Genomic DNA, 18159 nt, shown 5'->3' with positions numbered 1-18159 from the left:
CTAGACCCCGGCGGCCGAGCGCCGTCGTCGCGAGATCGCGTCCACGCTGGCCGCCAGCAGCAGCACGCCCCCGGTCACCAGGAAGTTGATGTAGCTGGCCTGGTCCAGCAGGCCGAGCCCGTTGGGGATGGTGGCGATCACCAGGCCGCCGATCACGGCGTCGATGGCGCGACCACGGCCGCCGAAGAGGCTGGTGCCGCCGATCACCGCGGCGCCGACGGCGTAGAGCAGCTCGTTGCCGCCACCCGAACCAGGCGACACCTTCCCGGTGTACGACGCCGCCAGGATGCCGCTCACGGCGGCCATGCTCGAGCAGATCACGAACGCCGCGATCTTCATGCCCTTGACGTTGATCCCGGCCCGCCGCGCGGCCTCGGCGTTGCCGCCCACGGCGTAGAGGTGCCGGCCGAAGCGGCTGCGGGTCAGCACGAAGGTCCAGAACAGGAGCAGCCCGATCACGACCGGGGCGACCCACGGGATGCCGCTGATCTCGAAGATCTCCGGGTTGACCGCGCGGTTGGCGTTGAGCAGGGCCGTCAGGCCGAGCACGACGACGGCGAGCGCCACGATCTTCACCACGACGAGCGCGAGCGGCTGGTGGACCAGGCCCTTGGCGACCCGGGAGCGGTACTGCCACAGGGTGAGGGCGGCGAAGCCGACGACGATCGCCCCGGCCGCGATCCAGCCGGCGGTGACGGGGACGTTCTTGATCGACATCCCGCGCAGCACCTCGTGGTTGAACCGCAGCGAGCCACCGGAGCCGATCAGCTTCAGCGGCACCGCCTGCAGTGCCAGGAAGAAGGCCAGCGTGACGACGAACGACGGGATCCCCAGCAGCGCGACCAGCATGCCGATGACCAGGCCGATCACCGCGCCGATCCCCAGGCCGGCGAGCACCGCCAGCCACCAGGTCCAGCCGTGGTCCAGCATCACGAGCGCGGTGATCGTGGCCGACGCCCCGCCGGCCACACCGGCCGAGAGGTCGATCTCGCCGATCAGCAGCACGAAGACGAGGCCCATCGCGAGCACGCAGATCGAGGCCGCCTGCACGACGAGGTTGGCCAGGTTGTAGGTGGTGAGGAACTTGTCGTGGGCGATGCTGAAGACGGTGAACAGCACGACCAGCCCCAGGAGCGCGGGGAGCGACCCCATGTCACCGCCGCGCAGCCGGTTGACGTAGTCGCGGAAGGCGTCGCCGATCGTGGCGCTGCTGCGGCTGTCGCCGGCGAAGTCGCCCTGCGCGAGACCGGGGGTCTCGGTCGTCGCGGCGGCCGGCTCTGCGGACCTGGTGCTCATCGCTGCCTCCTCAGATCGTCGCCGCTGCGACATCGTGGATGCCGAGCTCGCCGGAGCGCCCGGCGGTGATCAGCTCGACGACCTGCTTGTGGGTGACCTGCTCGGCCGGGACGTCGGCGGCGACCCGCCCGAGGTAGAGCGCCGTGATCCGGTCCGCGACCTCGAAGACGTCGTTCATGTTGTGGGAGATCAGCACGACACCGAGCCCCCGGTCGGCCAGCCGCCGGACCAGGTCGAGCACCTGGCGGGTCTGCGCGACACCCAGCGCGGCGGTGGGCTCGTCGAGGAGCACGATCCGGGAGTTCCACAGCACCGCCTTGGCGATGGCGACCGTCTGGCGCTGGCCGCCGGACAGGCTGGCGACGCTCTGGCGGACCGACTTGACCGTGCGCACCGACAGCGACGCGAGCGTCTCTCGGGCCCGGTCCTCCATGGTCATGTCGTCGAGGACGACGCCCTTGCGCAGCTCGCGCCCGAGGAACATGTTCTGGACGATGTCGAGGTTGTCGCACAGCGCGAGGTCCTGGTAGACGACCTCGATGCCGAGGGCCGCGACGTCGCGAGGGGAGCTGACGTGCACCGGCTTCCCGTCGAAGAGGTAGGCACCGCTGTCACGCCCGTAGATGCCGGCGATCACCTTCACCAGCGTCGACTTGCCGGCGCCGTTGTCGCCGACGAGCGCCGTCACCTGTCCGGGATGGACGGCGAAGTCCACGTCGTGCAGCACGTGGACCACCCCGAAGCTCTTGTTGACCCCCTTCAGCTGCAGCAGGGGCGAGCTCGACGGCTGCTGGCTCGGCCACGCGGCGGGTGCCTCGGGCACGTGGGTCATGGGTTCGTCCTCACTCCAGGTCGCACTTCGGGATTGTTGTTCGCCACAACGAACCGGGGCCCGTCTGCGCCCGCCCGCCGGGCGGGCGCAGACGGTGGCTCCGCTCGGTCGGGTCAGGAGAGCCCGGCGTCCGCGCAGGCCTTCTCGAACTCCGCGGTGCAGACGTCCTCGAGCTTCTGCCCGCCGTCCTCGATCACGTCACCGACGTTGTCCTTGGTGATCGCCTGCGGCTCCAGCAGGATCGAGGGCACCTCGCGGCCGCTCTCGGAGTCCTTCGTCGTGCCGGTGGTCTCGGCCTCCTCGCCGCTGGCGAGCGCGATGGCGGCCTCGGCGAGCGCGTTGGCCTCCTGCGTGGCCGACTTGTAGACGGTCATGCACTGCGTGCCGGCCAGGATGTTCTGCAGGCCCTCCACGGTGGCGTCCTGCCCGGTCACCGGCACCTTGCCGGCCCGGCCGTTGCCCTCGAGGATCGAGATGACCGCGCCCGCGAGCCCGTCGTTGGCGGCCAGCACCCCGTCCACCTTGCCGTCGGCCTGGGTGTAGAGCTGCTGGAAGATGACGGCCGCCTCCTCGTTGTCCCACTCGGGCACGGCCTGCTCGCCGACCACCTTGTAGGCGTCGATCTCGTCGAGCACGCTGTGGGCGCCCTCGGCGAAGAGGGTGGCGTTGTTGTCGGTCGGCGAGCCGTTGAGGTAGATGATGTTCGCCGGCTCGTCGCCCAGGCAGTCGGCCAGGCCCTGGCCCTGCAGCTCGCCCACGACGGTGTTGTCGAAGGAGACGTAGTACTCGGCCGACCCGCCCAGCGTCAGCCGGTCGTAGTCGATGGTCGCGACGCCCTGGCTCTCGGCCTTCTCCTGGATCGCGGCCCCGGACGCGGAGTCGAGGTTGACGATCGCCAGGACGGTGACGCCGTCGGCGATCATCGAGTCCGCGATCTGCGCCATCTTCTCGGCGTCGCCCTCGGCGTTCTGGATGCTGTACTCGACACCGGCCTCGTCGAAGGCCTTCTCCAGTGCCGGCCGGTCGGCGCTCTCCCAGCGCACCGAGGACTCGGTGTCGGGGAGGATCACGCCGATCTTGCCCTCGATGTCGCCGCCCGAGCCGCCGTTGTCGTCGCTGGCGCCCTCGTCGGAACCACAGGCCGAGAGCGAGAGCGCGAGGCCGAGCCCCGCCGCCACCAGTGCGCTGTGCTTGCGCTTCATCAACCGCCTCCTTGCGATCCGGGCCCGGGCACGACGTGCCTTCATCGCGGGCCATATGTTGTTCGGAACAACATATGGAGTGACGGCCGTCACGTCCAGAGGTACGGAGGGCAAACTTTCGCCGCCCCGGCGGCTGCCGGCACAAGCATGAGCGGAGCGGCGAGGCCCTAGAGGGCGTCGCCAGGGCCGGAGGTGAGCACCTCGGGCGAAGCGGAACCGGTGGTGATCGCGACGAGTCCGCGTCCCGGCGCCGCAGTGACGAGTCGACCGTCGGGCAGCCAGACGACCGCCACCTCGGTGTCCCCGCTCCGGCTGAGGTTCGTCGGAGCACCGCTGACGCCGAGCTCCGCCTGGAGGATCTCGGCGTTCCCCTGGACGTGGCCGACGTAGGCGACGTGCGAGCCGGAGGGCGACAGGGCCGGAGACTTCGCGTGCCCCTCCGCCGTCGTCCGAGACAGCTCCGAGCCGGAGGCGGCATCGATGACGACGATCGAGTCGTTCACCGAGCCGGTGAGGACATAGGCGAGCCGGTCGCCGTCCTCGGACCAGGCCGGCGCGAACTCGTCCGCGGAGCCCGCGACCTGGAGGTGCGGTCGCGGTGCGGCCAGGTCGAGGACCGAGACGTCCTTCCCCCGTTCGGTCCGTGTCACGTAGGCGACGGTCGTGCCGTCCGGAGAGATGGCCGGATCGCTCGGGTCCTGCCCCACGTCGAGCACCCGCGCCGGACCGTCGCCGGTGCTGATGGCGAGCCGCTTGCCCTCCTCGGTCTCGAGCACGAACGCGACTGTGCGGCCGTCCGACGAGACGCTCGGCTGGGAGGCGGCGCCACTCGCGGCCACCGCGCGCTCCCCTCCGGTCGCCAGGTCGAGGACGTGGACCTCGGAGGTTCCCGTGGCTCGGCTGGAGAACGCCACGTACGACGTGTGCTCCGCCGTCCCCGATGTGTCTCCGGACGGGCCGTCGGACCGCTGGTCCGACCCGCCGCTCGTGCTGTCCTCGTGGCCGTCCGTGGGGTCGCCGGCGGCGGCGGCGGACGTGCCGCCAGGACGCGGGGTCTCCGCGGTCCCGTCGGAGCCGCCGCCGACGGTGGCCCACCAGCCGCCGGCGGCGACAGCAGCGAGGACCACCACGGCCCCGATGAGCGCCGCGCGGTGGCGGGGGCGTCCGGCCGTCGTCGCCGCGCCCCCCGTGGCGGTGTCGAGCGACTGCGCCGCGGTGACCAGCGGCCGGTCCGTCACCGGTCCGACGCCCGGACCAGCGGGTCCAGGTGGGCGCGGCGGAGGCGGCGGCGAGGTCCCCGGAGGCTCGGATGATGCGGGGGCCGCGGGGAACGGCGGCGTGAGCCGGGTGGCGAGGCCGGAGCGCCATGCGTCGTAGGCAGCGCTGACCACGACGTCCTCGACCTTTCCGGCGGCGTAGCCCAGGGCGGCCACGGCCCACCGTGCGCCTCGTTCGTCGAGACCGGCCCGATCGGAGACGGCCCCACCGACGGCGTGGACCGCGGCCTCCGGGTCCGCGCCGTTGTCCAGCAGGCCGCTCAGTCGCTCAGGGGCGCCCTCGTCGACGGCGTGGACCAGCAGCCGGATCTCGGCGGGCGGGCCGGCGGTCTCGTCGAGGTAGTCGTCGAGTGCTCCCCGAAGCTCGTCGGAGTCAGCGAGGATCGCCGGCCCCAGGCGCGTGACGAGGTCGCGCAGCGAGTGGTGCAGCGCGGCGGGCACTACTCCAGGCCGTCCTCGGAGTCCTCGCCGAGGCCCTCGGCGGTGCCCTGTCCCTCTCCGGCCGCGGAACCCGTGCCCAGCAGTCGGAGGTCCCCGAAGCCCACGGTTCCGTAGCCGGCCACGTCACTGAGCTCGATCGCGAGCCGCAGACCGTCCGACACGTCCACGTCCAGCTCGAGCGGCTTCTTGCCGAAGTCGATCACCTGGTTGACCTTCGAGGTGCCGTCGACGACGACCTGGATCCGCATGCGCGTGCCACTGTCCGAGGTGTCGGTGAAGCCGACGATCCCGGTCAACCGGTCCCAGTCCCTGCCGAGGTCGAACTCGAACACGCAGTTCTCGCCGTCCGGCTGCGTGTAGCTGCCGTCGTACGGGTCGCCGTCGATGAAGGTCTCGCCGGACTCCGCGCCGCAGTATCCGTCGCCGAGGTCCTCGGTGAGGTAGAGGGCCTTCGTGCTCGGAGTGCGTGCGACCCGGACCTGGATCTCGGAGGTCGGCGTCTGACCGGCGTCGGGCGTGGTCCCCAGCACCTCACCGTCGGCGTGCTCTCCGTCGGCGACGGGCACCTCCTCGAACGCGATGCCCCGCTCGGTGGCCCAGGACTCGACCTCGGCGACCTGCTTGCCGGCGAAGTCGGGAACGGGCCCGACCGGGCCGGCGATGTTGAGGGTGATGGAGCCCGTGATGGTGTTGCCGGTGCCGGGCACGGTGTCGACCACGGTGCCCGCCGTCAGCAGGCTCTCCTGGGTCGTGACCACGATGTCGCCCTCGTCGACCCCGAGGCCGATCAGCTCCGCTCGAGCCTCGTCCTCGGTCAGGCCGGTCAGGTCGGGCATCGAAGCCTCGACAGGGTCGGCGTTTTCCGACTGCGCCACCGCGGAGCGCTCCTGCCCGTCGCCGGCCTTGGCCGAGTCCTCTTCCTCACCTCCGCCGCAGCCGACGAGCAGAGCCGCGATCGTGGCCAGGGTGGCGAGCGTGCGGACGGCACGACGTGTGCGCATGAAGGGCCTTTCCGGTGGCGATGAAGCGCGCTGAGCCTAGTGGCGGCCTCCTTCGGCGGTCCGCGGAATCACCAACTTCACGGCACTCTGCGCGCGCGGTCGTGGCGCGGGTGCCGTCCGCCGGTCCGGGATCAGGCGCGGCGCGGCGGGGCGTCGTACGTCGTGGTGCGCTCGCGCACCGGCCGGCCGATGCCGGCTCCGATCTCGGTGAGCTCGGCGACCGTCTTCGCCGAGCCGTGCTCGGACCCCGCCATCCGGGAGATGGTCTCCTCCATCAGGGTGCCGCCGAGGTCGTTGGCCCCGGCGCGGAGCATCGCACGGGTGCCGTCGACGCCGAGCTTGACCCAGCTGGTCTGGATGTTGCGGATCCGGCCGTGGAGCAGGATCCGGGCCATCGCGTGCACGGCCAGGTTGTCGCGGAGCGTGGGTCCGGGGCGCGCGACGCCGGCCAGGTAGATCGGCGCGCTGGTGTGCACGAACGGCAGCGGCACGAACTCGGTGAACCCGCTGCTGCCCGCCTCGAGGGCCGCTTCCTGCACCCGCGCGAGCACGCGCAGGTGCGCCACCCAGTGACGCGGGTTGTCGACGTGGCCGTACATCATCGTCGACGTCGTCGGGATGCCCAGCCGGTGCGCGGTGCTCACGACCTCGATCCAGGTGCGGGCCGGCAGCTTGCCCTTCGTGAGCACCCAGCGGACCTCGTCGTCGAGGATCTCCGCGGCGGTCCCGGGCAGCGAGCCCAGCCCGGCCTCTCGAGCCTTGATCAGGAAGTCCTCCACCGACAGGCCGGTCCGCGCCGTGCCGTTGACCACCTCCATGGGGGAGAAGGCGTGCACGTGCATCTCCGGCACCCGCTGCTTCACCGCGGCGACGAGGTCGAAGTACGCCGTCGCGGGCAGCTGCGGGTCGATGCCGCCCTGCATGCAGACCTCGGTCGCGCCGAGCTGCCAGGCCTCCTCGGCGCGGTCGGCCACCTCGTCGTAGGAGAGGGAGTAGGCGTCGGCGTCGGTGCGCCGCTGGGCGAACGCGCAGAAGCGGCAGCCGACGTAGCAGACGTTGGTGAAGTTGATGTTGCGGTTGACCACGTAGGTAACGTCGTCGCCGACGGTCTCCCGGCGGAGGGCGTCGGCCAGGGCGACCACCTCGCGGAGCAGGTCGCCCTCGGCCGTGATCAGGGTCAGCGCCTGCTCGTCGGAGAGGCCGGCCGGGTCGGACTCGGCGGCGCGCAGCGCGGCCACGGCGTCCGGATCGGCACCGGAACCACCGACGGTGCCGGCGGTACCCGCGGGGCCGACGGGGCCGGCGGTGCGGGCGGCCGCCTCCTTGACCGACTCCCAGTCGCCGTAGACCGAGCCGAAGTCGCTGCGGCGGTCGGCGGAGCGACCCTCGCTGTCGACCGCCGCGAACAGGTCGGTGCGGCCGGCCGACTCGGACCCGCCGTCGGGCTCCTGCCACGGCAGCCCGGTCGGCCGTACGCCGGGGATGGCCAGTCCGTCGGGAGCGGCGAGGGCGGCGACGTGGCCGGCGACCCGCGGGTCGAGCCACGCCTCGCCCCGCTGGAGCGCGCCCACGACGTACTCCGGGTGCACGGTCAGCCGGGCCCGCAGGTCGAAGCCGCAGGACTCGGTGATGGAGCGGAGCCGCTCCAGGCTGGGCCAGGGGCGCTCCGGGTTGACGTGGTCGGGGGTGAGCGGGGAGACGCCGCCCCAGTCGTCGACGCCCGCCTCCAGGAGGAGGCGGCACTCGGCGGAGCCCTCGGAGCTGTCCACGAGGTTGGGCGGTGCCTGCACCCGCGCCCTGGGGCCGAGCACGAGGCGGGTCACGGCGATGGCCGCGCGGTACTCCGCGAGCCCCAGGTCGTCGGCGTGGCGCATGGCGGTGTCCGGCTTGGCCCGGAAGTTCTGGACGATCACCTCCTGGACCGCTCCGTAGGCGCGCGCGGTGCGGCGGAGCGCGAAAATGGTCTCCGCGCGCTCCTGCAGGGTCTCGCCGATGCCCACCAGGAGTCCCGTGGTGAACGGGATGCCGTGCCGGCCGGCGTCGTCGAGCACGCGCAGCCGGACGTCGGGATCCTTGTCGGGGGAGCCGTGATGGGCCAGCCCCTTGGTGTCGAACAGCCGCCGCGAGGTGGTCTCGAGCATCATCCCCATCGAGGGGGAGACCGGCTTGAGCCGGTTGAGCTCCTCCCACGACATCACGCCCGGGTTGAGGTGGGGGAGCAGGCCGGTCTCCTCCAGCACCCGCACCGCCATGGCGCGGACGTAGGCGAGGGTCGAGTCGTAGCCCTGCTCGTCCAGCCACGTGCGGGCCTCGGGCCAGCGGTCCTCGGGCCGGTCGCCCAGGGTGAACAGCGCCTCCAGGCAGCCGAGCTCGGCGCCGCGGCGGGCGATGTCGAGGATCTCGTCGGGGGAGAGGAACATCGCCTTGCCGGCCCGCTGGAGCTGGCCCGGTGTCTCGACGAAGGTGCAGTAGTGGCAGCGGTCACGGCACAGCCGGGTGACCGGGATGAACACCTTCGGCGAGTAGGTGACCACGCCGGGACGGCCGGCGGCGGACAGGCCGGCGTCGCGCACCTTCGCCGCCGCGGCCGTGAGCCGGTCGAGCTCGGCTCCGGTGGCCGCCAGGAGGGCGGTGGCCTCCGCCAGGTCGAGCGCCGCACCGCGCTCCGCCCGGGCGAGGGCGCGGCGGACCTGCTGGGGGGTCGGGGCGTCGTTCATCGGCCTCAGGCTATCGGGTGGGCGTCCCGGCCAGAACGCGTTCCAGCCGGTGGGGGGAGACGCCCACCCGAAGCCTGGTCCTCAGTCGAGCGCGGGCACCGGCTCCGGCTGGGCGGCGGCCGGTGGGTCCGGCTCGGGATCGCGGCGGTCGGGCCGGCGGTCGAGCCGGCTGGGCCACCAGATCCTGTTGCCGAGGTCGAGGTTGAGGGCGGTCACCAGCACCGACCGGACGATCATCGTGTCGAGCAGGACGCCGAGCGCGATGGTGGTGCCGATCTGGAGGGCGAACGTCATCGGCATCGTGGCCAGCGTGGCGAAGGTCGCGGCCAGCACCAGCCCGGCGGCGGTGATCACGCCTCCGGTCGAGGAGAGCGCGTTGATCGTGCCCCTCCGGGTGCCGTGCACCACCGTCTCCTCGCGGACCCGGGTCATCAGGAAGATGTTGTAGTCGATGCCGAGCGCCACCAGGAACACGAAGGCGAACAGAGGGAAGCCGGGATCGACGTACTCGTGGCCGTAGACGAAGTCGAACACCAGCCCGGAGATGCCCAGTGCGGCGCCGAAGGAGAGGACCACGGTCCCGATCAGCAGCAGCGGTCCGACCAGCGCGCGCAGCAGCGCGATCAGGATCAGCAGCACCGCCGCCAGCACGATGGGGATGATCACCTTGTTGTCCCGCTCCGAGGCGGCCGAGATGTCCATGGTCAGGGCCGTCCATCCGGTGACCAGGGCCTCGTCGGACACCGCGTGCACCTGCTCGCGCACCTCGGTCACGGCGTCCTTGGACTCCTGGGAGAGCGAGTCGCCCTGGAGGCTGGCCATGACCAGCGCGGTGTCGCCCTCGACGATCGGCTCGAGCGGCGCGTCGAGGCCGTCGATCCCGGTCATCGCCTCCCGCACCGCGGGGGCGCTTGCGGCGTCGGTGATCACCTGGACCGGCGTGCTGGCGTCGACCAGGCCGTGCTCGCTGAGCAGCTCCTGGCCGACCACGGAGTCGACCTCCTTGGTGTAGATCTCGTCGGACGGGACGCCGGAGGTGTCGAGCCGGAAGAACCCGAGGCACAGCACGGCCAGCACGCCGGCGGTCACGATCCAGACCATGCGCGGGCGCTTGTCGATCGACCGGCCGATGCGCGCCCAGAACCCGGAGGCGGTGGGCTCCTCGCTGCCGAACCGCGGCACGAACGGCCAGAACACCCAGCGGCCGAAGATGACCAGCAGCGCGGGGAGCAGGGTGACCATGACGACGAAGGTCACCGCGATCGCGACCGCGTTGGCGGGCCCCAGCCCCGCGGTCGAGTTGAGCTCGGCGAACAGCAGGCAGAGCAGCCCGACCACCACGGTGGCGGCGCTGGCCAGGATCGCGGGTGCTGCGCGGTGCAGGGCGAACGCCATCGCCTCGTGCCGGTCCTCGTGGCGCCGCAGCTCCTCGCGGTAGCGGGCGACGAGCAGGAGGGCGTAGTCGGTGCCGGCGCCGATGACCAGGACCATCATGATGAACTGCGTCTGCCCGTTGATGGTGAGCCCGGCGTACTTCGCGAGGAAGTACAGCAGGCCCATCGACATCATCAGCCCGACGACGGCGCTGAAGATCGGCAGGATCCACAGCACCGGGCTGCGATAGCTGATCAGGAGGATCAGGGTCACGGCCAGCAGGGCGATCACGAGCAGCCGGCCCTCGAAGCCCTCGAACGCGGCGGACTGGTCGGCGGTGCTGCCGCCGGCTCCCGCGAGGTAGACCTCGACGCCGTCGGTCTCGGTGAGCTCGCGGACGTCCTCGGCGACGTCCGGCATCTCGTACCAGACCTCGTCGCCCCGGTTGATCGTGAAGTCCAGCTTGGCGAGCTGACCGTCCTGGGAGACGTAGGGAACGGGGATCCGCGCAGCCTCGGCCCGCGCTGGGGTCAGCACCTCACTGACGCCCTCGATCCGTTCGATCTCCTCGGCGTGCCGCTCGATGGCGGCGAGCTGCTCGGCGGTCAGCCCGTCCTCGTTGTGGTAGACGACGGTCGTGCCCATGTCGTTGGGGTCCTGGAAGGCGTCGATCTCCTCGAGCGCCCGGGTCGACTCGGCGCTCTCGGGGAGCCACGACGACATCTCGTTGTCCTGGACGCTCAGCAGCTTGCCGGCGAAGGTGCCGAGGCCGCCCGCGGCGACCAGCACGACGACGAGCACGATCCACTTGGTGACGGGGCCGGTCAACCTGCCCGCGATCTGACGGTGCATGGGGGGACTCTCTCAGTCAGGAGGGGGTGAGCACATCGGGATTTCTCCCTAGGGACCCCGATTTTGCCGAGGACTCATCGCTCGCTCGCCCGCTGTTCTCCCGCTCGCGACCGTCCCGACGCACGAAGGCCCCGGGTCGTGACGTCCCGGGGCCTTGCGCGGTGTCCTGCTGCCGTCTGCTCAGAGGCCGAGCGACCGCCCGATGATCTCCTTCTGGATCTCCGTCGTGCCGCCGTAGATCGTCTGGATGCGGCTGTCGGCGTAGGCCTTCGCGATGGGGTACTCCATCATGTAGCCGTACCCGCCGTGCATCTGCAGGCCCTGGTCGACGAGCTTCTTCTGCAGCTCGGTGGTCCACCACTTCGCCATCGACGCCAGCGAGGTGTCGACCTTGCCCTCGTTGAGCAGCTCGACGCAGTGGTTGACGAAGGTACGGGCGATGTAGGCCTCCGTGGCCATCTCCGCCAGCACGAAGCGGGTGTTCTGGAACTTGCCGATCGGCTTGCCGAAGGCCTCGCGCGTGGTGACGTAGTCGAGCGTGATGTCGAGGATGTGCTCGATCGCGGCGACCGCCATCGTCGCGATCGAGATCCGCTCCTGGGGGAGGTTCTGCATCAGGTAGATGAAGCCCTGTCCCTCCTCGCCGAGCAGGTTGGCCTTCGGCACCGCGACGTTGTCGAAGTTGAGCTCGGCGGTGTCCTGCGCCTTCAGCCCGAGCTTGTCGAGGTTGCGGCCACGGGTGAAGCCCTCCATGCCCTCCTCTACGACCAGCAGGCTGATGCCGTGGGCACCGGCGTCGGGGTTGGTGCGGGCCACCACGATCACCAGGTCGGAGAGGATCCCGTTGGTGATGAACGTCTTGGAGCCGTTGAGGACGTAGTGGTCGCCCTTGTCGACCGCCGTGGTGCGGATGCCCTGGAGGTCGGACCCCGCGCCCGGCTCGGTCATCGCGATCGCGGTGATGATGTCGCCGGAGACGCAGCCCGGCAGCCAGCGCGCCTTCTGCTCGTCGTTCGCGATGGCGACCAGGTAGGGCACGGTGATGTCGTTGTGGAGGGCGAACCCGAGCCCGGAGGCGCCGACGCGGGTGATCTCCTCGGTGAGGACCATGTTGTAGCGGAAGTCCTTGATGCCGGGCCCGTCGTGGTCCTCGGGGACGTCGAAGCCCAGCAGGCCGGCCGCGCCCGCCTTGCGCCAGACGTCGCGGTCGACGTGGCCGTCCTTCTCCCACTGCTCGTGGTGCTCCACCACCTCCCGCTCGAGGAAGGCGCGCACGGTCCTGCGGAAGTCCTCGTGCTCGGTCTCGTAGATGCTGGGACGGTCGGGCATCAGCTCACCCACTCCTTGATCTGTGCGATGGTCGCGGCCGGGTTGTCGGACGCGGGGGAGACGGAGAGATTGGTCACGCCGGCCTCGCGGAAGGCGGCGATCCGCTCCTTGACGTAGGACTCGGGACCGACGAGGTTGCCGGCCTCCAGCCACTCGGTCGGCACGAGGGCCTCGGCCTCCTTCTTCTTGCCCGAGAGGTAGAGGTCCTGGATCTCCTTGGCCTCCTTCTCGAAGCCGTACTCGCAGGCCAGCTGGTTGTAGAAGTTCTTGTCGCGGGCACCCATGCCGCCGACGTAGAGCGCGTAGGTCGGTCGCATGAAGTCCAGCAGCGCCTTGGTCTCCGGGCCCTCGCCGATCGCGACCATGCCGCCGGCGCAGATCTCGAGCGGGCGGAGGTCCGCGGACCGCTTCGCGCGGCCCCTGTCGAGCGCCTCGCCCCAGACCTGGCGCGCCTTCTCGGGGTAGACCAGGAACGGCAGCCAGCCGTCGGCGACCTCCGCGGTCATCGCCACGTTCTTGTCGCCCAGGGCGGCGACCCAGATCGGGACGTCGGCCCGCTCGGGCCGGTTCAGCAGCTTCAGCGGCTTGCCGAGCCCGAGCCCCTGTCCCTCGGGGAGCGGCACCTGCACGGTCTTGCCCTGGAAGTCGAGCGGCTCGCGACGCAGGCCCATCCGCAGCACCTCGATCACCTCGCGGGTGCGCGTCAGCGGTCGGTCGTAGGGGAGACCGTGGAAGCCCTCGATCACCTGCGGTCCCGAGGCGCCGAGCCCGATCACCGCACGCCCGCCGGAGACGTTGTCGAGGCCGGCGGCGGTCTGCAGCAGGGCACCGGGGGTTCGGGAATAGACGTTGAGGATGCCCGCGCCGATCTCGACGGTCTCGGTCTTGGCCGCGAGGTAGCCCATCAGCGTCGGGGCGTCGAAGCCGTACGGCTCGGCGACCCAGATCGTGTCCAGGCCGGCCTTCTCGAGGGCGGCGACCTGGTCCGCGGACTCGCGGGGATTGCCGGCGTACACGAGCGGCATGGAGAGCTTCATGGAGGTCCCTTCTGGCCGGAGGCCGGTGTGGAGGGTGCGGGCCGCTGGGACCCACAGCACAACTGTGACAGTAATACTGTCACAATGGCAACGCCTCTCCCGGAGGGAGGCGGCACCGGACGGGGTGGGACGCTGTCCCCCCGAGGAGGAACACTGTGACTGCAGACAGCAAGTACACCGTCGCCGTCATCGGCGGCACCGGCCCGCAGGGCAAGGGGCTCGGCTACCGCTTCGCCCGCGGTGGCCACGACGTCGTGCTCGGCTCCCGGGCCGCGGAGAAGGCAGCCGCCGTCGCCGGCGAGGTGACCGAACGGCTGGGCGGGCACCCCGGGGTGGGCGCGGTCTCCGGCGCAGCCAACGAGGACGCGGTCGCGCAGTGCGACGTGGTCCTCCTGGCCGTGCCGTACGACGGCCACGACGACCTCGTCGCCTCCCTGCCGCTCGCCGGCAGGACCGTCATCTCGTGCGTCAACCCGCTGGCGTTCGACAAGCGCGGGGCGCACGGCCGGGTGATCGACGGCGGCGAGGGCTCGGCGGCCGAGTCGGCCCAGGCGCTGGCCCCGGAGGCCACCGTGGTCGGTGCGTTCCACAACGTCTCCGCGGTGGGCCTGTGGGGCGACGAGGAGTTCCTGGACGAGGACGTGATCGTCGTGGGCGACTCCACCGAGGCCAAGCAGGTCGCCATCGACCTCGCCGTCACGGTGACCGGCCGGCCGGGTGTCGACGGAGGCAAGCTCCGCCTGGCGCGGGTGCTCGAGCCGTTCACCGCGGTGCTGATCTCGATCAACCGGAAGTACAAGGTGCACTCCGGCATCCGGGTTACCGGGCTCGACCGGGCCCACTGACCGGGCCCACTGACCGGGCTCACTGACCGGGCCCACTGACCGGACCTCAGCCCGCCAGGGCGTCCACGACCTCGGCACCGGGCAGCGCAGCGAGCAGCCGCCCCGGCAGCAGCAGCTTGGAGCGCCGGACGCCCGAGCCGATCACCGCGACGTCGATGGCGGGCACCCGGGCGTCGAGCAGCAGGCGCCAGCCCGCGGGGAGCCCGACCGGGGTGATGCCGCCGTGCTCCATCCCGGACTCGGCGACGGCCCGCTCCATCGGCATGAACGACAGCTTCCGCACGTCCAGAAGGCGCTTCACGGCATGGTTGACGTCCGCGCGGGTGTCGGCCCGGACCACGCACGCCGCCACCCGCTCCTCGCCCGCTCGGCGGCCGGCGACGAGCACGCAGTTGGCCGAGGCCGTCATCGGGACGCCGTAGGCCTCGCTCATCGCGGCTGTGTCGGCGAGCCCGGGGTCGATCTCCACCACGGCCACGCCCTCGGACTCCGGCCATGCGGTGAGCGCGTCCGTGACCGGAGGTGCGAGGAGCTGCGGGTGCTCGAGTGCCGGGAGCGAGGTCAGGCCCGGAAGGGTCGGAAGCGGGATGGTCACCCACTCATCCTGCTGGACCGGCGGGGACGGGCGCGCACCACGGTGACCAGCAGCCCGGCGGCGCCGGCCGCGAGCCACGGGGCGGGCAGCAGCCAGCGGTGGTCCTCCAGCGAGAGCGGTCCCGGCACGACCAGCGCCCACACCAGGGTGAGGCCAAGGAACGCCAGGCCCATCACGAGGTGCCCGGTGTTCACGGGATGCCAGCCGGGGCGGTGGTCGCGGTCGTCAGGGTGCCGGTCGTGCTGGCCGTGCTGGTCGCCGTGCTCCCGCTGCTCGTGCGGCAGCTCGGGTCCGAGGTCGTCGTAGCTGCTCATCGGGCGCTCCTGGTGCTGATCTGGATCTCGCCGAGCAGGACCTCGGCGTCGATGGTGAGGGTCGGGTCGGTGGGGTCGTCGCCGTAGGACGAGGTGTCCGAGCTGCTGGACCGGTCGCCGAACAGGGACACCTCGCCGCCCTCGACGGTCGCGTCGACCTCGACGTTGAGGCCCTCCTCGGGCACGACCACCACGATCCGGCCCAGGCCCACCTCCAGGTGCAGGTCGTCGCCCGCGAGGTTGTCGAGGTCCTCGACCCGGGTGAGGTCGATCCTGATGTCGCCCGCGCCCAGCTCGTAGCGCTCGGCGAGCTGCGCCGCGCGCTCCGGCTGCTTCCGGATCTCGCCCACGTCGACGCCGGCCGCCACGGAGCTGGCCGCCGTGGCGAGGGCTGCCAGGAGACCGACGAGGATCAGGCCACCTGCCCGCCCGTAGCAGGCGCCCACGAGCAGCATCAGGCCGCAGACCGCCATCACGGTGGCCGGGTACGCCGAGGCCGGGACGTCGGCGCCCGTCAGGTGGACGGTGCCGAGCACACCGACGCCCAGGGCGGCGAGCGCCAGGGTGAACAGGAACAGCAGGGGGCCGCGTCGGCGCGGGTCGCCGGGTCGGGCGGGCGGCGGCGGGGCCGGCCGGTATCCCGGATAGGTGCTCCCGGCGGCCGATCCGGTCGCGGGGTGCGGCATCTCGTCCGTCTCGCCCCGCAACCACGGATGCCGCGGGCCGCCGGGCCTCAGCGACTCCCGGGACGCGAACACCACCAGCAGCACGCCACCGACCACGATCAGCGGCCACGGGAACGCCGGTCCGCCGAACGAGTCGCCCACGATCGACGCCGCCGCGAAGACCCCGGTGACGATCAGGGCGATCGCGCGCACGCTGTCGTCGAGCCGGACCACGGCGTCGTCGGTCTCGTCCTCCGGCACGATCAGCCAGGCGACGCCGTACAGGATCAGGCCGCCACCGCCGAAGAACGTGAGGACCACGAACGCCACGCGGAGCAGGAGCGGGTCGATGTCGAGGTGGCGGGCCAGGCCGCCCGCGACGCCGGCGACCTTGCGGTCGGTGCGGCTGCGACGGATCCTCGCCAGGTCGCGGACCTCGTCCTTGGTGACCCGTGGCCCGTGGTCGCCGGGCTCCCGCGGGTCCGCGGCCTCGGTCGGGGCTTCGGGTGGTGTCGTGCTCATGGGTCGAGCCTGCTGCATCGGGCGCCCTCCCACCATCGGGGTCGCCCCTGATCCTGGGGCGGTGGACGGTGCGCGGGCTCAGGGTGGCGTCAGGGTTCTTCCCCCTCCTGGAGCCGGTGCCGCTGTGTGACGATGGAGCCACGATGACGACCACTGTGGGCACGCCCGGGACACACGCTCCCCGCGACGTACGACGCGCCTGGCGCGACCTGCGTGAGCCGGTCGTGGGCGGCGTCGCGGCCGGGCTCGCCGCCCACCTCGGCGTCTCGGTGGTCGTCGTGCGCGTGGCCTTCGTGATCGCGACCGTGGCCGGTGGCGCCGGCATCGCCGCCTACGCCGCACTGTGGGCGCTGCTGCCCGCGGGCCCGCCCGCGTCGGTCCTGGCGCCGGGTCTCGAGAGCGCGACCCGGGACGGGCGTCGGCCCGGCCGCGCCCGGCGGTTCTCCGACCTCGGACCGGTGGTGATCCTCGCCGTCCTCGCCCTCGGTGCGATCTTCGCCCTGGAGGCGGTGCTGGGCAACGGGTGGTGGGTCTGGCCCGTCGGCATCGCGGTCATCGGCGTCGCTCTGCTCTGGCGGCAGGCCGACGAGGCTCAGCGCGAGCGCTGGCTCGACGCCACCGGGCGGGTGGACCCGACGCGCGTGGTGCTCGGCCGCGGCGGCTGGGCGGCCTGGACCCGGATCGCCGCCGGGCTGGCCCTGGTGGTGGTCGCGCTCGTGCTGTTCCTGCTCCGGGACGGCTCGCTGGCCCTCGCCCGCGACGCCACCATCGCGGTCCTGCTCGCCACCGCCGGGCTCGCGATCGTCGTCGCCCCGTTCGTGTACGGGCTGGTCACCGAGCTGAGCGACGAGCGGGCGGAGCGGGTGCGCACGCAGGAGCGGGCCGACGTGGCGGCCCACCTGCACGACTCGGTCCTCCAGACGCTGGCCCTGATCCAGAAGAACCCCGCCGACGCCGCGCGCCTGGCCCGGGCCCAGGAGCGGGACCTGCGCGCCTGGCTCTATGCGGGCGAGTCGATGGACGACGCCACGGTCGCCAGCGCGCTGCGTTCGATGGCGGCCGACGTCGAGGACGCCTACGGCGTCACCGTCGACGTGGTTGCCGTGGGGGACTGCGACCACGTCGAGGCGACCCGGCCGATCGTCGCCGCGGCCCGGGAGGCGACCACCAACGCCGCCAAGCACGCCGGCGTGCCGCGGATCGACGTCTACGCCGAGGTCGCCGACGACGGGATCGACGTCTTCGTCCGCGACCGGGGCGCCGGGTTCGACCCCGCCGCGACCCCGGAGGACCGGCTCGGCGTCCGGCGCAGCGTCATCGACCGCATGGAGCGCCACGGCGGGCGGGCCGAGGTCCGCAGCACGCCGGGCGAGGGCACGGAGGTGCGGCTGCACCTGGCCCGCGACGAGGAGGAGGAGCAGTGACCGGACCGGTGCGGGTGGTGGTCGTCGACGACCACGCGATGTTCCGACGTGGCGTGACGGCCGAGCTCGCGGCCACGGGCGCGGGTCGGGTCGAGGTGGTGGCGGAGGCCGCGGACGTCGACGAGGCGGTCGCCGCCGTAGGGGCCCACCAGCCCGATGTGGTGCTGCTGGACGTGCACCTTCCCGGCGGCGGCGGCGTGGAGGTGATCCGCAGGGTGGCCAGCGCGGACGTCCGCTTCCTCGCCCTGTCGGTGTCCGACGCGGCCGAGGACGTGATCGGCACCATCCGTGGCGGCGCCCGAGGCTACGTCACCAAGACGATCACCGGGCCGGAGCTGGTGGACGCCATCGGGCGGGTGGCGGAGGGCGACGCCGTGTTCTCCCCGCGGCTCGCGGGCTTCGTCCTCGATGCGTTCGCCGGAGCCGGCCTCTCCGC

General features: G+C 72.1%; 15 protein-coding genes. 3 read left to right on the top strand and 12 right to left on the bottom strand.

Going from position 1 to position 18159, the window contains the following annotated elements; translation table 11 throughout:
• The 9 genes from ACPOLA_RS08995 to ACPOLA_RS08955 form a co-directional block, all read right to left on the bottom strand.
• Complete coding sequence (locus ACPOLA_RS08995; RefSeq protein ID WP_435770078.1) at positions 1 to 1296, bottom strand: sugar ABC transporter permease; 1296 nt, start codon at positions 1294 to 1296, stop codon at positions 1 to 3.
• A gap of 10 nt (positions 1297 to 1306) precedes the next feature.
• The gene (locus ACPOLA_RS08990; protein WP_435770077.1) at positions 1307 to 2128 is read right to left on the bottom strand and encodes an ATP-binding cassette domain-containing protein; all 822 of its coding nucleotides are present in this window, start codon (positions 2126 to 2128) and stop codon (positions 1307 to 1309) included.
• A 113-nt stretch (positions 2129 to 2241) separates the two neighbouring features.
• Positions 2242 to 3330: a sugar ABC transporter substrate-binding protein gene (locus ACPOLA_RS08985; protein WP_435770076.1), complete on the bottom strand. Its 1089-nt coding sequence runs from the start codon at positions 3328 to 3330 to the stop codon at positions 2242 to 2244.
• A 167-nt stretch (positions 3331 to 3497) separates the two neighbouring features.
• Positions 3498 to 5048, bottom strand: a complete 1551-nt coding sequence (locus tag ACPOLA_RS08980) for a TolB family protein (protein WP_435770075.1) — start codon at positions 5046 to 5048, stop codon at positions 3498 to 3500.
• A complete protein-coding gene (locus ACPOLA_RS08975) occupies positions 5048 to 6049 on the bottom strand; it encodes a PASTA domain-containing protein (RefSeq protein WP_435770074.1) in 1002 nt (333 codons plus the stop codon). Before ACPOLA_RS08975 ends, ACPOLA_RS08980 begins: the two co-directional genes overlap by 1 nt.
• Before the next feature lie 131 nt (positions 6050 to 6180).
• Positions 6181 to 8766, bottom strand: a complete 2586-nt coding sequence (locus ACPOLA_RS08970) for a bifunctional FO biosynthesis protein CofGH (RefSeq protein WP_435770073.1) — start codon at positions 8764 to 8766, stop codon at positions 6181 to 6183.
• 81 nt (positions 8767 to 8847) lie between these two features.
• Positions 8848 to 10992 carry an MMPL family transporter gene (locus ACPOLA_RS08965; protein WP_435770072.1) on the bottom strand — a complete coding sequence of 715 codons (2145 nt, stop codon included), beginning with the start codon at positions 10990 to 10992 and terminating at the stop codon, positions 8848 to 8850.
• A 180-nt stretch (positions 10993 to 11172) separates the two neighbouring features.
• Complete coding sequence (locus ACPOLA_RS08960) at positions 11173 to 12321, bottom strand: acyl-CoA dehydrogenase family protein (protein WP_435770071.1); 1149 nt, start codon at positions 12319 to 12321, stop codon at positions 11173 to 11175.
• Complete coding sequence (locus ACPOLA_RS08955; protein ID WP_435770070.1) at positions 12321 to 13358, bottom strand: LLM class F420-dependent oxidoreductase; 1038 nt, start codon at positions 13356 to 13358, stop codon at positions 12321 to 12323. Before ACPOLA_RS08955 ends, ACPOLA_RS08960 begins: the two co-directional genes overlap by 1 nt.
• A gap of 155 nt (positions 13359 to 13513) precedes the next feature.
• On the opposite strand from ACPOLA_RS08955, the gene npdG reads away from it, so the two are divergent.
• Positions 13514 to 14203, top strand: coding sequence for an NADPH-dependent F420 reductase (gene npdG / locus ACPOLA_RS08950; protein ID WP_435770069.1), 690 nt, complete (start codon positions 13514 to 13516; stop codon positions 14201 to 14203).
• Between the two features lie 46 nt (positions 14204 to 14249).
• On the opposite strand, the gene ACPOLA_RS08945 is transcribed toward npdG, so the two are convergent.
• Genes ACPOLA_RS08945 through ACPOLA_RS08935 form a run of 3 tightly spaced genes read right to left on the bottom strand, consistent with a single transcriptional unit; the run spans position 14250 to position 16299 of the window.
• Entirely contained in the window at positions 14250 to 14792 is a 543-nt protein-coding gene (locus ACPOLA_RS08945) for a YbaK/EbsC family protein (RefSeq protein ID WP_435770173.1), read from the bottom strand.
• 2 nt (positions 14793 to 14794) lie between these two features.
• Complete coding sequence (locus tag ACPOLA_RS08940) at positions 14795 to 15112, bottom strand: hypothetical protein (protein WP_435770068.1); 318 nt, start codon at positions 15110 to 15112, stop codon at positions 14795 to 14797.
• Positions 15109 to 16299, bottom strand: coding sequence for a PspC domain-containing protein (locus ACPOLA_RS08935; RefSeq protein ID WP_435770067.1), 1191 nt, complete (start codon positions 16297 to 16299; stop codon positions 15109 to 15111). Before ACPOLA_RS08935 ends, ACPOLA_RS08940 begins: the two co-directional genes overlap by 4 nt.
• Before the next feature lie 143 nt (positions 16300 to 16442).
• On the opposite strand from ACPOLA_RS08935, the gene ACPOLA_RS08930 reads away from it, so the two are divergent.
• Both ACPOLA_RS08930 and ACPOLA_RS08925 read left to right on the top strand, forming a co-directional pair.
• Complete coding sequence (locus ACPOLA_RS08930) at positions 16443 to 17723, top strand: sensor histidine kinase (protein WP_435770066.1); 1281 nt, start codon at positions 16443 to 16445, stop codon at positions 17721 to 17723.
• A 38-nt stretch (positions 17724 to 17761) separates the two neighbouring features.
• Positions 17762 to 18159, top strand: a 398-nt coding sequence (locus ACPOLA_RS08925; RefSeq protein WP_435770172.1) for a response regulator transcription factor, incomplete at its 3' end; no start/stop codon positions are given.

This window comes from Nocardioides proteolyticus (assembly GCF_051280635.3).
In the GTDB taxonomy this organism is placed as follows: Bacteria; Actinomycetota; Actinomycetes; order Propionibacteriales; family Nocardioidaceae; genus Nocardioides.
This window is presented reverse-complemented; position numbering and strand designations above follow the sequence as displayed.

Bases quoted from the DNA above. Each gene is read 5' to 3' on its own strand.
- ACPOLA_RS08990 (WP_435770077.1), bottom strand. From the start codon at position 2,128: ATGACCCACGTGCCCGAGGCACCCGCCGCGTGGCCGAGCCAGCAGCCG.
- ACPOLA_RS08965 (WP_435770072.1), bottom strand. From the start codon at position 10,992: ATGCACCGTCAGATCGCGGGCAGGTTGACCGGCCCCGTCACCAAGTGG.
- ACPOLA_RS08940 (WP_435770068.1), bottom strand. From the start codon at position 15,112: ATGAGCAGCTACGACGACCTCGGACCCGAGCTGCCGCACGAGCAGCGG.
- ACPOLA_RS08930 (WP_435770066.1), top strand. From the start codon at position 16,443: ATGACGACCACTGTGGGCACGCCCGGGACACACGCTCCCCGCGACGTA.
- ACPOLA_RS08985 (WP_435770076.1), bottom strand. From the start codon at position 3,330: ATGAAGCGCAAGCACAGCGCACTGGTGGCGGCGGGGCTCGGCCTCGCG.
- ACPOLA_RS08995 (WP_435770078.1), bottom strand. From the start codon at position 1,296: ATGAGCACCAGGTCCGCAGAGCCGGCCGCCGCGACGACCGAGACCCCC.
- ACPOLA_RS08935 (WP_435770067.1), bottom strand. From the start codon at position 16,299: ATGAGCACGACACCACCCGAAGCCCCGACCGAGGCCGCGGACCCGCGG.
- ACPOLA_RS08960 (WP_435770071.1), bottom strand. From the start codon at position 12,321: ATGCCCGACCGTCCCAGCATCTACGAGACCGAGCACGAGGACTTCCGC.
- ACPOLA_RS08975 (WP_435770074.1), bottom strand. From the start codon at position 6,049: ATGCGCACACGTCGTGCCGTCCGCACGCTCGCCACCCTGGCCACGATC.
- ACPOLA_RS08955 (WP_435770070.1), bottom strand. From the start codon at position 13,358: ATGAAGCTCTCCATGCCGCTCGTGTACGCCGGCAATCCCCGCGAGTCC.
- ACPOLA_RS08970 (WP_435770073.1), bottom strand. From the start codon at position 8,766: ATGAACGACGCCCCGACCCCCCAGCAGGTCCGCCGCGCCCTCGCCCGG.